This window comes from Kitasatospora sp. NPDC001540 (genome assembly GCF_042894345.1).
In the GTDB taxonomy this organism is placed as follows: domain Bacteria; phylum Actinomycetota; class Actinomycetes; order Streptomycetales; family Streptomycetaceae; genus Kitasatospora; species Kitasatospora phosalacinea_C.
This window is the reverse complement of the sequence record NZ_JBIAVO010000016.1, coordinates 130,865-143,853: the sequence shown is the minus strand read 5'-3', so window position 1 is coordinate 143,853 and position 12,989 is coordinate 130,865. Positions and strand designations below refer to the sequence as shown.

The following is a 12,989-nucleotide window of genomic DNA, read 5'->3' as shown; positions in this document are numbered from 1 at the left end:
TGCTGGCGGCCCTGGAGGCCGAACTGCGGGTGGACGTCGAACTCGACCTGCGCCTGCGCACCATGCGCCACCACCCGTTCCGGGCGGTGCTCGGCCCGCCCTGCCGGGGTCTGCTGACCGCGCTGCTGGTGCTGGCGGCGGTCGCGGTGGCGGTCGTGGCGGGGGCGGCCCGGCTGGCGGCGACGGCGGCCCGCGCCGCCCGCACCGCCCGCTCCTCCACCGGCGGCGGGCCCGGCCCCCGGGCCTCGTCCCTACCGTGAGGGCGGCCCTTCCCTCCCTCCCCCGCCCGGTCCGTCCCCGCCCGGCGCCTCCCCGTCCCGCAGCTCGCGGAACACCGCCCAGCCCACCGACAGCACCGGCACCGCGACGGCCGCGCCCACGATCCCGCCGAGGGTGCCGCCGACGGCCACGGCCAGGGCGACCGCGACGGGGTGCAGCCGGACGGCCCAGCCCATCACCAGGGGGTGCAGGACGTGGCCCTCCAGTTGGCCGATCAGCACGATCAGGGCCAGCACCAGCAGGGCGGTGACCGGGCCGCGGGTGGCCAGGGCGACCAGGGAGGCGACGGCCAGCGCGATCGGCGAGCCGACCAGGGGGATCAGCGCGGCCAGGAACTCCAGCCCGGCGAGGGGCAGCGCCAGCGGCACGCCCAGCACCGCCAGCACCACGCCGACCAGGACGGCGTTGGTGCCCGCGACCAGGAACAGGCCCCGGGTGTACCCGGCGAAGGTGCGCCAGGCGGCGTGCCCGGCCCGGTGCCAGACCGGGGCCGTCCGGCGCGGCATCAGGTCGGTCGCCCAGTTCCACATCCGCTCCCCGGAGTGGGTCAGGAACACGGCGCAGAAGACCGCGAGCGCGAGTACCGCCCCCGCCTCGACCAGCCGTCCGGCGCTGGTGAGGGCGGTGGACAGCACGGCCTGCCGGTGGCTGCCGACCAGGTCGGCCAGCCGGTGCCGCAGGTCGGACAGGGTGCCGGTCCTGGCGTGCAGCGGCGGGCCCTCCAGCCAGTGCTCCAGCCGGTCGACACCGCTGCGCACCTGTCCGCCGAGCTGCCCGGTCTGCGACCGGACCACCATCGCGACCAGCAGTCCCAGCCCCGCGATCAGCACCAGGCCGCCCAGCAGCGTCAGCAGCACGGCCAGGGCCCGCGGCATCCGGCGGGCCAGCAGGTCGACGGGGGGCCGCAGCACGGCCGTGAGCACCAGCGCGACGAACACCGCCACCACCGGCAGGATCAGCTTGCTCACCAGCAGGTAGCCCGCGTACCCGGCGGCCGCCACCACCAGCAGCCGCCAGGCCCGGCCCGCCGCCCGCTCCAGCGCGCTCCCCCGCCGGACGCCCGGCCGCCCGTTCGACCGCACCGGGCGCGCTCTCGGCGTCCTGGGCGCGCGCGGCGCCCGCACCCGGCGGACGCCGTTCCCCGCGCGTCCGCCTCGACCGTCCGTCCGGCGTCGGGCTCCCGGTTCCACGGCGGCACCACCTCCGGCCGTACCGTCTGCCCGGTGGCGGCCGTTCCACCCCTCACCGCCCCGACCCCGTCCCGGGCCGTTTCGCCGCGGGCGGCGGCGGACAGACGCGGCGCATGGACACGGTCACCGCTCCTGCCGCCCCCGCCCGTCCCCGCCCCGGACCGGGGGTGCGGCGGCGGCGCTACCTGCTCTGTCCGCCCGAGCACTTCGCGGTGGAGTACGCGATCAACCCGTGGATGGACCCGGACCGGCCGGTGGACCGGGCGGCGGCGCTGCGGCAGTGGCGGGAGCTGGCGGCGGTGCTGCGCTCCCTCGGCCACCGGGTCGACCTGCTGGCGCCGGAGCCGGGCCTGCCCGACATGGTGTTCACCGCGAACGGGGCGACGGTGGTGGGCGGCCGGGTGCTGGTCGCGAACTTCCGCCACCGGCAGCGCGCGGGCGAGTCGGCGGCGCACCGGCGCTGGTTCGCGGCCGCGCGGTTCCGGCAGGTCCGCACCGCCGCCGAGGTCAACGAGGGCGAGGGCGACCTGCTGGTGGCCGGGCGGCGGATCCTCGCGGCCAGCGGCTTCCGCACCACCACCGCCGCCCACCGGGAGGCCCAGCGGGTGCTCGGACTGCCGGTGGTGTCACTGGAGTTGACCGACCCGCGCTACTACCACCTGGACACCGCGCTGGCCGTGCTGGACGACACCCGGGTGATGTACTACCCGGACGCGTTCGCCCCGAGCGCCCGCCGGGAGCTGCGCCGCCTCTACCCGGACGCGATCCTGGCCACCGCGCCGGACGCCGCCGCGTTCGGCCTGAACGCCATCAGCGACGGCCGCCACGTGGTGCTGCCCGCCGACGCCCGGGGCCTGGCCGGGCAGTTGCGGGCGGCGGGCTTCGTCCCGGTGCCGGTCGCTCTCACCGAGCTGCGGAAGGCCGGTGGCGGCCCCAAGTGCTGCGTCCTGGAGCTCCGTTCGGGACGCCCCGCAGCTCCCGCAACGAACCACCCCGAGCAGAAGGGGACTTGACCGAGGTGGACACCGTACGGACCGCCCACCGCACCGACCCGGGCGCACCTCCGCTGCCCACGGCCCGCGGCCCGTTCTCGGCCGCGGTCCTCGCCGCGCTGCGCCACCCCGCCACCGCACCGCTCCCGTCCCCGCCGCCGGACGACCCGCCGGACCCGTGGGGCGAGGACCTCCAACTCGCCCTGTACGTCTGCTACGAGCTGCACTACCGCGGCTTCGCGGGCGTCGACGACGCCTGGGAGTGGTCGCCCCCGCTGCTCGCGCTGCGCGGGCGGCTGGAGCGGGCGTTCCTGGCCGCGCTGCGCCAGGAGGTGGGCCAACCGCCGCCGCTGGAGGACGTGTTGGCCGACCTGCTGGTCGAACCGCCGGACGGCGACGGCCCGTCGTACCACCTGCTGACGGCGGGCACCCGGCAGCAGGCCCGCGAGTACCTGGCGCACCGCTCGCTGTACCACCTGAAGGAGGCCGACCCGCAGATGTGGGCGGTGCCCCGGCTGCCGAACCCGGCGAAGGCGGCCCTGGTCGCCGTGCAGTACGACGAGTACGGGGCGGGACGGCCGGAACGGGCGCACGCCGAGCTGTTCGCCGCGATGATGGCCGACTTCGGGCTCGACCCGGCGTACGGGGCGTACCTGGACGCGGTGCCCGCGCCCGCCCTGGCCGTGGTCAACACGATGTCGCTGTTCGGTCTGCACCGCTCCCTGCGGGCCGCCCTGGTCGGGCAGTTCGCGGCCGTGGAGATCACCTCCCCGCCCGGCTCGGCCCGGCTCGCCGCCGCGTTCGAACGGCTCGGCGCCTCGCCGCGCGGGACGTTCTTCTACCGCGAGCACGTGCTCGCCGACGCCGTCCACGAGCAGTTGGTGCGGCACACCGTGATCGAACCGCTGCTCTCCGGGCCGTCGGACTGCCCCGCCCCGGAGATCGCCTTCGGCGTCCTGGCCTACGCTCGGGCCGAGGACCGGCTCGCCGACCACCTGCTGACCGCCTGGCGCTCCGGCGCCCCCTCCCTGCGCGTCCCGCTGCCCGCGGAGCGGTCCCCGGAAGGAGCCGGAGCATGAACCCGACGACCGGAACCGGACCGACCGGCGGACCGACCGGCGGACCCGCGGGCGGGGCGGCGAGCGGGCCGTCGGGCGAACCGGTCGGCGAACCGGTCGGCGGGACGGTGGACGGCGCGGTGGACGGCGCGGGGGCGTTCCTGCCCCTGCTCGACCCGCCCGTGTACGTGGTCACCGCCGAGGCCCGGGGCGACCGGGCCGGCTGCCTGGTCGGCTTCGGCTCGCAGTGCTCGATCCGTCCGGAACGGTTCGCCGTCTGGCTGTCGCACGGCAACCGCACCCACCGGGTGGCCTCGCGCGCGACGGCGCTGGCCGTCCACCTGCTGCCGCCGGACGACGCGGGGCGGGCCCTGGCCCGGCTGTTCGGCGAGCACACCGGCGACGAGATCGACAAGTTCGCCCGGGCGAGCTGGCGTCCGGGACCGGCCGGGGTGCCGGTGCTCACGGCCGCCGCGGCCTGGTTCGCCGGGCGGGTGGTCGGCCGGGTCGAGGGCGGGGACCACACCGCCTTCCTGCTCGACCCGCTGTCGGGCGACGGGGCCGACCCGCCGCCGCCCGCGGTGCTCACCCTGCGGGACGTCCTCGGACTCGACGCGGGACACCCGGCGTGAACACCCCACCGCACCCCCGAGGTCCGGACCCGCCACCGCTGCTGCGCTTCGGCGTCGAGGAGGAGTTCCTGCTGACCGGCCCGCGCAGCCGGGCCACCGTGCCCGTCGCCGAGGCGGTGGTCGCGGACGCCGCCCGGACGCTCGGGCCGCGCGCCCAGCACGAGTTCCTGGCCACCCAGGTGGAGGGCTGCACCCGGCCGGTCGGCACCGCCGCCGAGCTGCGCGCCGAACTCGTCGACACCAGGGCCGCGTTGCTGGCGGCCGCCGACCGGTCCCGCTGCCGGCTCGTCGCCACCGGCACCCCCGTCCTGCCCAGCCACCACCCGCTGACCGTCACCCCGAAGCCCCGCTACCTGACGCTGGCCGAGCGGATCGACGGCGTCGCCGACCAGATCGGCGCCGAATTCTGCGGCTGCCACGTCCACCTGGGCGACCTGACGACCCGCCAGTCCCTGTGGCTCATCGCCCGGATGCGCGGCTGGCTGCCGCTGTTCCAGGCGTTCTGCGCCAACTCCCCCTTCTGCGAGGGCGCCGACCACGGCACCGCGTCCAACCGCCCCGACCGGTACGCCCGTTGGCCGACCTTCGGCCCGGCCCCGGTGCTGGACGAGACCGGCTACCGCAGCACCCTGGACCGGCTGCTCGCGGACGGGGTGATCCTCGACCGCCGGATGCTGTACTGGTTCGCCCGGCCGTCCGAGCACCTGCCCACCCTGGAGGTGCGGGTCGCCGACAGCTGCGCCGACCTGGACACCGTCCTGCTGCTGGCCGTCCTGCTGCGCGCCCTCGCCCACACCCTGCTCGACCCGCGCACCCGGGCCCGCCCGCGGCCGGTCCCCGACGGTCCGCTGCGGCTGGCCCACCACCGCGCCGCGTCCGCCGCCCTCGACGCCCGACTGCCCGACCCGCTCACCGGCCGCCTCCAGCCGGTCCGCCAACTCCTGCCCGCCCTGGTCGAGTTCACCGCCCCCGCCCTGCTGCGCACCCACGAACTCGGGCTCGCCCGCCACCTCGCCGCCCACCTGCTGGCCACCGGCTGCGGCGCCGACCGGCAGCGGGCGGTCCTCGCCCGCCACGGCCGCCTCACCGCCGTCGTCGACGACCTCGCCGACCGCACCGCCGCCACCGCCCCGCCGCCCTGAACCCCCGGCGCCGCCCCGCCCCGACCGCCGCCCCGCCCCCGGCGTGTGGTCCGCCGCCCGCCGGGCATACGCGGCTCCATGCTGCTGCTACGACCGCCCGGCGTGTACCCCGCCCAGGGGGACACCGACCTGCTGCTGGAAGTCCTGGGCCGCGAACCGCTGCGGCCCGGCGCGCGCTGCCTGGACGTCGGCACCGGCTCCGGCGCGCTGGCCCTGGCCGCCGCCCGGCGCGGCTGCCGGGTGACCGCCGTCGACCTGTCCCGGCTCTCGCTCGCCACCACCTGGCTGAACGCCCGCCTGCACCGCCTCCCGCTGCGCGTGCGGCACGGCGACCTCACCCCCGACGCCCCGGCCGAGGCCCCGGACACCCCCATCGAGACCTCCTCCGCCCCGCCCGTCCCGGACGGCGGCCGGTACGACCTGGTGCTGAGCAACCCCCCGTACGTCCCCGCCCCGCACCCCGGCCCGGCCCCGCGCGGGCCCGCCCGGGCCTGGGACGCCGGGCCGGACGGGCGGCTGCTGCTGGACCGGCTGTGCCGCCGGGTGGCGCCGCTGCTCGCGCCGGGCGGGGTGCTGCTGCTGGTGCAGTCCTCGCTGGCCCGGCCGGAGGCGACGGTGCGGCAGTTGCGCGCCGCCGGTCTGCGGACGTCCGTCGTGGCCCGGCGGTTGCAGGGTTTCGGTCCGGTGATGACCGCCCGGGCCCCGTGGTTCGAACGCACCGGGCTGATCGAACCCGGCGTGCGCACCGAGGAGTTGGTGGTGATCCGCGGTGTCCGCGCCTGACCCGGCCCCGGCGGCCGCCCCGCCCGGGCCGCCCCCGCCCCCTCCGCCCCGGATCCGGCTGACCGAGCGCGGCCCGCTGCTGGTCGACGGCCCGGTGGACCTGCTGCTGCCGGACGGCACGGTGCTGCACTGCGACCGCCCGGTCGTCGCGGTCTGCACCTGCCGCCGCAGCCGCCGCTACCCGCTGTGCGACACCAGCCACCGCGCCCGCCGCCGCCCCGCGCCCGGGCCCGCCCCCACCCCCGGCACGCCGTCGTTTCCGCCGGACGGCTCCGGGCAGACGCCCGGATGAGCGCGGCACCCCGAACGGTACCCACGCGCAGGAGGAGGTGGACGCCATGGAACGACTCAACGTCCCGGTGATCTGCGGGCTGTCCGGCGGCCTGGCCATTCCGGCCCTGCAGGTGGTCGAACTGCTCCGGGCCCTGCCCGAGGAGTGGGAGGAGTGGGCCGCCCACGAGGACAACGGGCTCGACCCCTCGACCACCGCCACGCTCGCCGACCTGGTCCGGCAGCTCGCCGACCAGATCGACCTGGCCTGCATCGAGATCGCCAGCGACGAGGAGTGACCGCGCAGCGCCCGCTCCCACCGCTCCCACCTGGGGTTTCTCCTCGTACCGGTGGGGCAGGCGCCCGGCAGGGGCGAAGGACCACCGGAGGAGGCGTACGGGCATGGCCGCCGATCGCGAACCGGACCTGCTGGAGCAGTTGACGATCGACCACGAGGTGCTGCGGGTGCGTTTCAGCGAACTCGCGGGGCTGCCGCTGGGCGATCCGCGGCGCCGCCGGTTGGCGGCGGTCGCGGCCGACGCCCTGGTGCGGCACCTGACCGGCGAGGAGGAGCACCTGTACCCGATCGCCCGGCACGGCCGCCCGCCGGGCGACGACGCGGTCGACCACGGCCTGCAGACGCACGCCGCCCTGCGGGCCCTGGTGCGGGAGCTGCGGGAGACGGCGGCGGACCCGGCGGGCACGGCGGAGTTCGACCGCCTGGTGGCCCGGCTGGTCGAGGCGGCCACCGGCCACTTCGGCCTGGAGGAGGCCCGGCTGTTCCCGACGGTCCGCGAGCACACCGCCCCGGTGCGGCTGACGGCGATGGGCGCCCAGCTGCGGGCCACCGAGGCGACGGCCTCCGCGATGCCCCGGCCGGGCCCGGGGGCGCAGGCGCCGCCGGATGAACTGGTGGCCCCGGAGCTGCCCTGGCGCGAGCGGATGCACCGGCGCTTCCGCTTCGGCGACTCCAGCGAGGACTGACCCCTCCGGAGCCCCGCCGTCCGGGTGCGGCGGCGTTCAGTCGTGGCGGCGGACGGCGAGCAGGCAGATGTCGTCGGACGGGTTGGGCGCGCCGAAGCGGCGCAGCAGGTGGTCGAGGAGCCCGGCGGAGCCTGGGGCGGCCCGGTAGTCGCTGCAGGCGCGCAGCAGCCGGTCGACGCCCGCGCCGGGGTCGGTGCCCGTACCGGCACCGGCCGCGGTGCTGCGGCGTTCGATCAGCCCGTCGGTGTAGAGCAGCAGGGTGTCGCCGGGCGCGAGGTGGAGTTCCACGGTGGGGCGGCGGGCGCGGGTGGTGACCCCGAGGACCAGGCCGGGGGGCGGGTCGAGGGTGCGGGCGGTGCCCTCGTGCAGGAGGACGGGGGGCAGGTGTCCGGCGCGGGCCCAGGCGAGGTGTCCGGTGCGGGGGTCGAGGCGGGCGACGGTGACGGCGGCGATGTGGTCGGCGCGCTGGTGGCAGAGCATCCGGTCGAGGCGGTCCAGGAGCTGTCCGGGTGGGGCGCCGTCGTAGGCGAACCCCCGTAGGGCGTAGCGGAGTTGGGACATCACGGTGGCGGCGGGCAGGCCGTGTCCGGAGACGTCGCCGACGGCGAGCAGGACGGTGCCGTCGGGCAGGTCGAGCAGTTCGTACCAGTCGCCGCCGATCTTGCGCTCGCGTTCGGCGGGCAGGTAGCGGGCGGCGCTGTCGAGTCCGGGGACGGGGCGTCCGGCGGGGGCGCGCATCAGGGCCTGCTGGAGGGCGCGGACGGCGCGCTGTTCGTCGCCGGTGCGGCGGCGCTGGTCGGCGAGGCGGTCGCGGGTGTCGTTGAGGGCCCGTTCGGCGCGCCGCCAGGGGGTGACGTCCTGGACGACGCCGGTGAGCGCGAGCAGGCGGCCGTCGTCGGCGCGGGTGGCCTCGCCGAGGGCGCGCAGGTTGCGCCGTCCGTCGGCGGCGCGGACGGCGAACTCGGCGGTGACGGAGGCACGGCCGTCCAGCAGGGCCCGGGCGGCGGCGCGGACGGCCTCGCGGTCGGCGGGGACGACCGCGTCGAGGGCGGCGCGCGGGTCGAGGTCGCCGGTGGCGGCGGCGGCGCCGAAGAGCGGCGGGAGGTTGTCGGAGCAGGTGATCCGGCGTTCGCCGGGGCGCCACTCCCAGGTGCCGGCCCGGGTCAGCCGGGCGGTCTGGGCGAGTTGGGCGGCCCGCCGGTCGCGTTCGTCGTGGGCCCGCCAGGTGAGCAGCAGGCCGTCCTGGAACGGGGTGGCGTGCACGGTCATGGCGCTGGCCCGGGTGCTGCCGGCGACGGTCTCGACGTACCGTTCCGTCTCGCCCAGGTAGGGGATGCCGTCGGCGGCGGCGGTGCGCAGGCGGTCGAAGGTGCCGGAGGCGACCATGCCGGGGTACAGCTCGGTCAGCCGCCGTCCGCGCAGTTCGGTGGCGTCCCGCCCGGCGAGGTCGACGGTGGGCGCGTTGGCGTGCTCGACCCGCAGGTCGGTGACCTTCCCGTCCTCGTCGCGGACGGCGCGCAGCAGCAGCACCGGGTCCAGCAGCCCGTCCAGCACGGCGCGGAACCAGGGGGCGCCCACCGGGTCGAACGGGACGGTCGGAGCGTCCGGTCCGGTCGCACCGGACGTGGTGGCCGTGGCGTACGGTGCGGCTCCGGGCAGGCGCAGCAGCGCGTCGGCGGCCAGGTCGGCGAGCGCGGCCAGGTGCGCCCGGACGGCCGGGTCCGGGTCCCGGCGCTCCGCCCAGCCGATCTTGAGCGCGCCGAGCAGTCGCCCGTCGGCGTGCAGCGGGAGGGCGCAGACGGTGGTGCCGGGCACCAGGTCGTCGCCGCTCAGTTCGGGGTAGCGGGCGGCGAACTCGCGCCGGTCGGCCACCCACACCGGTCGGCCGGTGCGGACGGCCTCGGTGAGCGGCACCCGGGTGGGCGGCGGGATGCGCTGCCACTGGCTGAGCTGGCGGGCGGGCACCCCGTGGGCGCCGACCAGGCGCAGCGCGCCGTCCGGTTCGCGCACGGCGAGGACCAGCGCCTGCGCGCCGAGCGGGTCGAGGGCGGTCCGGTGCAGGCGTTCGGCGACCTCGTCGGGGTCGGCGGCGGTGGCGAGCGCGGCGGCGGCCAGGTGGAACCGGGCCGCCAGCCCGGCCCCGTCCTCCTCTCTCTCCCGGTCCGGCGACTGCCCGGACCGCACGGGCTCCGGCGCATCGGGATCCGCGGGCTCCACGGCGTCCGCGGCGTCCACGGTGTCCGGGACGTCCACGGGGGTCGGGACCTCCCGGGCGGCGGGGGGCGGGGCGGCCGCGGCGACCAGGTCGGCGGCGATCTGCGCCAGTTTGCGGTTCCCGTCCTGCGAACGGCGCACCAGCTCCTCGAACGCCCGGTCGGGCGCGTAGCCCAACCGGCCGACCAGCACGCCCTTGGCCTGCTCGATCACGGCCCGGGTGCGCATCGCGGTGCGCAGTCCCTCCAGTTCGGTGCGCAGCCGGTCGACCGTGGCCTCCAGCTCGGCCCGTTCCCCGTCCACCGTCTCCACCGCCTCCTCGGTTCCGCCCCCACCCTATGCCGCCGTGCGGCTTTCGCGGTGGTTTGCCGCCCTTCGCTCCCGGTGAGACGCGCCCTGCGGGGACCTCCCGCGGACACGTCCCCTCCCCCAGGAACGGAGAGCCGCCATGAGCGCACCGAGCGAATCCCACCAGCCGACCACCTCGAACGAGCCGTACGAGCCGGACGGGCGGGCCGAGCTGGACGGCCGGACCGTGGCCTTCCTGGTCGCCCCCGAGGGCACCGAGCAGGTCGAACTGACCTCGCCGTGGCAGACCGTCCTGGACCACGGCGGCACCCCGCGCCTGGTCTCCACCGAACTCGGCGAGATCCGGGCCTTCCACCACCTCGACCGGGCCGACCCGTTCATGGTGGACGCCGCCGTCGCGGACGTCTCGGCAGCCGACTTCGACGCCCTGGTGCTGCCCGGCGGCGTCGCCAACCCGGACTTCCTGCGCACCGACTCGCGCGCGGTGGAGTTCGTCGCCGGGTTCTTCGCCCGCGGCAAGCCCGTCGCGGTGATCTGCCACGGCCCGTGGACCCTGGTCGAGGCCGACGTGGTCCGCGACCGCACCATCACCTCCTGGCCCAGCCTCCGCACCGACCTGGACAACGCGGGCGCGCACTGGGTCGACCGCGAGGTGGTGGTCTGCACCAACGGCCCCAACACCCTGGTCTCCAGCCGCAAGCCGGACGACCTCCCGGCCTTCGACCGCGCCCTGGTCACCGCCTTCGCCGCGGCCTGACGGGGCTGACGGGCCGACAGCCCGACGCCGCGGCCGACGACTCCGCCGTCAGGCCGCGGCCAGCGGGTAGGCGTACCCGTAGGGGTGGGCGAGGCCGGACAGGTACGGCTCCAGGAAGCAGGCCACCGTTCCGTGCACGGTCACCCGCAGCCCGCCCGCCCCCTCGTACACGGGCAGCCCCTCCGGAGTGGTCTCCGCCGAGCGGTACACCACCACCATCATCTGCGGCGCGTGCGCCCCCGGTCGCCCGGGAACGACGATCCGGTATCCGTGCGGCGCGTCCATCACTCCACCTCGCCCTGTCTCGCCCCGCCCCGCGCATACCCCGGGGGTGTTTCCCCAACCCCCGCCCCCGCGCTCCCCGCCCCGCCCCGCCCCGACGAGGCCGCCGCCCCGAGCCCCTCAGCCCCCGCCCACCGGCACCGCCCCGCCCGGCACCGCCCCGCCCGCGCGCAGCAGCCGGACGGCGCCCGACAGGTCCGCGGCGTGGCGGCGGCCCGCGGCGGCGACCTCGCCGGGGCGGATGGCGGCGGTGGGGACGAGGAGGCCGTGCGCCCCGGCCTCGGCCGCGGCGACCAGGTCGGCTCCGGTGCCGCCGATGACCGTGGTGCGCTCCGGCGGCACCCGCAGCGCCCGGGTCGCGGCGAGGACGAGGCCGGGGGCGGGCTTGCGGCAGCCGCAGCGGTCGGCGGGGGCGTGCGGGCAGACGGCCCACACGTCGAACGGCCCGAACAGTTCCGCGATCCGGTGGTGGACGGTCTCGATCCGGCTCCTGGTCAGGATCCCCCGGGCGACCCCGGGTTGGTCGGTGAGCACCCCCAACCGCACGCCCAGCGACCGCAGTTCGTCGACCGCCGCCCGGGCGCCGGGGTGGGGGTAGACCCGGCCGGGGTCGCCGTTGTACGCGATGTCCGCCACCAGCACCCCGTCCCGGTCGAGCAGCACCGCCGCTCCGGCACCGTCACCCGCCGTACGCCGCCCCGGCAGACCCGGCGTCACCACCCACGGCACGGACGGGCGTGCCCCACCGTCCGAGCGGACCTCCGTGGTGGGCAGCGGCTCCAGGCACTCCGGCGTGAACTCCATACCCACGCGGCTGGCCGGGCCCGCCCACCTCAAACCCCTGTCCGCCCCTCCCCGACCGCCGTCGTCCGGCGGCCGGGGCCCGCCCCCGCCCTCAGTCCGCGGCGTACGGCTCCGGGTCCGCCGGAACTCCGCTACTCGGCCGTGGTGACGTCCACCCCGCGCCAGAAGGCGACCCGGCCGCGGACGTGCTCGGCCTCCGGCTTCGGCTCCGGGTAGTACCAGGCGGCGTCCGGGTTCTCGGCGCCGCCCACCGAGACCGTCCAGTAGCGGGCGGTGCCCTTCCAGGAGCAGACCGTCGTGGTGTCGCTGGGAACGAAGAACTCCCGGTTCAACGCCTCCGCCGGAAAGTAGTGGTTGCCCTCCACCAGCACCGTCTCCTCGGACTCGGCCAGCACCGCGCCGTTCCACACCGCACGCACCATCCGCCCTACCGCCTTCCCCGCTCCACCGACCCTGCCTCGCTCCTCCGACAACTCCCGCCCCGGCCGAGGCGTTCCCCCACCGGCCCCCGGCCGCACGTCGGGACGCCACGGCCGAGCAGATCGTCGACGGGGCGCTCGGCCGCCGTCCGATCACCCGGTAGCCGGTCGGCGGCCCGCCGCTCTCCCCGTTACTCCTCCTCCCGCATCGCGGCCTCCTCCGCCGACTGCCCGGGACGTTCCTCCTCCTCGTCGCGCCCGCCCTCCCAGACCTCCGGCCGTTCCGCCGCCAGCCGGGCGTCCAGCGACTCGCCCTCGGCCTGTTCCGCGCCCGTCACCCCGAAGGACTCGGCCGCGACCGGCCGGTCACCGGGGACGGGCGGACGCTGCGGGTCGGCGGCGTGTTGGGCGGTGGGGGTGCCGTCCGCCAGGTCGGGGAGGCCCTCGTCCTCGGGGGCGGCCGCCGGGTCGGCGGGGCGGGCGCGTTCGGGGTCGAGGGCGGCGGGGGCGTCCTCGACCGCGTCGGGCGGCACCGGGCGGTCGGGGGCACGGGGCGGCCCGGGCGGGTCCAACTCGCGGGTCACTCCGCGGCCGGACGTCCGCTCCTCCCCGGGCTGGACGCCCGGCACCGGGCCCTCGGCGATCTCGGGCTGCTGTTCGTCGCTGCCCGCGACGTTGGCCGTGCCGCCCTTGCCGATCGGGGCGGGGCGGCGCTGCGTGCCGTCCTGCTCGGCTGTCGCGTCGGGCGTCGCGTCCGGTCGCCCCCCGGTGTCCGCGGGGCCGGTCGCCCCGCCCATGTCGTGCAGCGGACGTCCCTGCCGTCCCATCGCCGTCTCCTCCGGTCGGGTTCCGCCGCCCCACCGGGGCGGCGCGT

At 77.6% G+C, this 12,989-nt stretch carries 16 protein-coding genes; 10 read left to right on the top strand and 6 right to left on the bottom strand.

Features of this window, described 5'->3' with window-relative positions; translation table 11 throughout:
- The first annotated feature begins 29 nt into the window (after positions 1-29).
- Positions 30-260, top strand: a complete 231-nt coding sequence (locus tag ACFY00_RS20445; RefSeq protein WP_388032913.1) for a hypothetical protein — start codon at positions 30-32, stop codon at positions 258-260.
- On the opposite strand, the gene ACFY00_RS20440 is transcribed toward ACFY00_RS20445, so the two are convergent.
- Positions 252-1,361, bottom strand: coding sequence for an AI-2E family transporter (locus tag ACFY00_RS20440; RefSeq protein ID WP_388032912.1), 1,110 nt, complete (start codon positions 1,359-1,361; stop codon positions 252-254). The two genes, ACFY00_RS20445 and ACFY00_RS20440, sit on opposite strands and share 9 nt — an antisense overlap.
- A gap of 221 nt (positions 1,362-1,582) precedes the next feature.
- Between ACFY00_RS20440 and ddaH the strand changes: the two genes are divergently transcribed.
- The 8 genes from ddaH (at position 1,583) to ACFY00_RS20400 (ending at position 7,330) form a co-directional block, all read left to right on the top strand.
- Complete coding sequence (gene ddaH / locus ACFY00_RS20435) at positions 1,583-2,482, top strand: dimethylargininase (protein ID WP_388032911.1); 900 nt, start codon at positions 1,583-1,585, stop codon at positions 2,480-2,482.
- Positions 2,483-2,487: 5 nt separating this feature from the next.
- Positions 2,488-3,540, top strand: a complete 1,053-nt coding sequence (locus ACFY00_RS20430; RefSeq protein ID WP_388032936.1) for an iron-containing redox enzyme family protein — start codon at positions 2,488-2,490, stop codon at positions 3,538-3,540.
- Complete coding sequence (locus ACFY00_RS20425) at positions 3,537-4,151, top strand: flavin reductase family protein (RefSeq protein ID WP_388032910.1); 615 nt, start codon at positions 3,537-3,539, stop codon at positions 4,149-4,151. Before ACFY00_RS20430 ends, ACFY00_RS20425 begins: the two co-directional genes overlap by 4 nt.
- Positions 4,148-5,293, top strand: a complete 1,146-nt coding sequence (locus ACFY00_RS20420) for a YbdK family carboxylate-amine ligase (protein WP_388032909.1) — start codon at positions 4,148-4,150, stop codon at positions 5,291-5,293. The genes ACFY00_RS20425 and ACFY00_RS20420 overlap by 4 nt, the downstream gene beginning before the upstream one ends.
- Before the next feature lie 78 nt (positions 5,294-5,371).
- Complete coding sequence (locus ACFY00_RS20415) at positions 5,372-6,076, top strand: methyltransferase (RefSeq protein WP_388032908.1); 705 nt, start codon at positions 5,372-5,374, stop codon at positions 6,074-6,076.
- Positions 6,063-6,368 carry a CDGSH iron-sulfur domain-containing protein gene (locus ACFY00_RS20410; protein WP_388032907.1) on the top strand — a complete coding sequence of 102 codons (306 nt, stop codon included), beginning with the start codon at positions 6,063-6,065 and terminating at the stop codon, positions 6,366-6,368. The genes ACFY00_RS20415 and ACFY00_RS20410 overlap by 14 nt, the downstream gene beginning before the upstream one ends.
- Before the next feature lie 46 nt (positions 6,369-6,414).
- Positions 6,415-6,645, top strand: a complete 231-nt coding sequence (locus tag ACFY00_RS20405; RefSeq protein WP_388032906.1) for a DUF6213 family protein — start codon at positions 6,415-6,417, stop codon at positions 6,643-6,645.
- 103 nt (positions 6,646-6,748) lie between these two features.
- The gene (locus ACFY00_RS20400; RefSeq protein WP_388032905.1) at positions 6,749-7,330 is read left to right on the top strand and encodes a hemerythrin domain-containing protein; all 582 of its coding nucleotides are present in this window, start codon (positions 6,749-6,751) and stop codon (positions 7,328-7,330) included.
- 36 nt (positions 7,331-7,366) lie between these two features.
- Here ACFY00_RS20400 and ACFY00_RS20395 read toward each other — a convergent pair whose 3' ends face one another.
- Positions 7,367-9,856 carry a SpoIIE family protein phosphatase gene (locus tag ACFY00_RS20395; protein WP_388032904.1) on the bottom strand — a complete coding sequence of 830 codons (2,490 nt, stop codon included), beginning with the start codon at positions 9,854-9,856 and terminating at the stop codon, positions 7,367-7,369.
- A 136-nt stretch (positions 9,857-9,992) separates the two neighbouring features.
- Between ACFY00_RS20395 and ACFY00_RS20390 the strand changes: the two genes are divergently transcribed.
- Positions 9,993-10,610, top strand: coding sequence for a type 1 glutamine amidotransferase domain-containing protein (locus ACFY00_RS20390; protein WP_388032903.1), 618 nt, complete (start codon positions 9,993-9,995; stop codon positions 10,608-10,610).
- Positions 10,611-10,658: 48 nt separating this feature from the next.
- Here the strand turns inward: ACFY00_RS20390 and ACFY00_RS20385 are convergent, their stop codons facing one another.
- From ACFY00_RS20385 to ACFY00_RS20370, 4 genes are all read right to left on the bottom strand, one after another.
- Entirely contained in the window at positions 10,659-10,895 is a 237-nt protein-coding gene (locus ACFY00_RS20385) for a DUF6296 family protein (RefSeq protein ID WP_388032902.1), read from the bottom strand.
- A gap of 117 nt (positions 10,896-11,012) precedes the next feature.
- Positions 11,013-11,696 (bottom strand): D-glycero-alpha-D-manno-heptose-1,7-bisphosphate 7-phosphatase, encoded by a 684-nt coding sequence (locus ACFY00_RS20380; RefSeq protein ID WP_388032901.1) that lies wholly within the window; start codon positions 11,694-11,696, stop codon positions 11,013-11,015.
- A 131-nt stretch (positions 11,697-11,827) separates the two neighbouring features.
- Positions 11,828-12,118, bottom strand: a complete 291-nt coding sequence (locus ACFY00_RS20375; protein ID WP_388032900.1) for a DUF427 domain-containing protein — start codon at positions 12,116-12,118, stop codon at positions 11,828-11,830.
- Between the two features lie 188 nt (positions 12,119-12,306).
- Positions 12,307-12,942: a hypothetical protein gene (locus tag ACFY00_RS20370; protein WP_388032899.1), complete on the bottom strand. Its 636-nt coding sequence runs from the start codon at positions 12,940-12,942 to the stop codon at positions 12,307-12,309.
- Positions 12,943-12,989 lie beyond the last annotated feature (47 nt).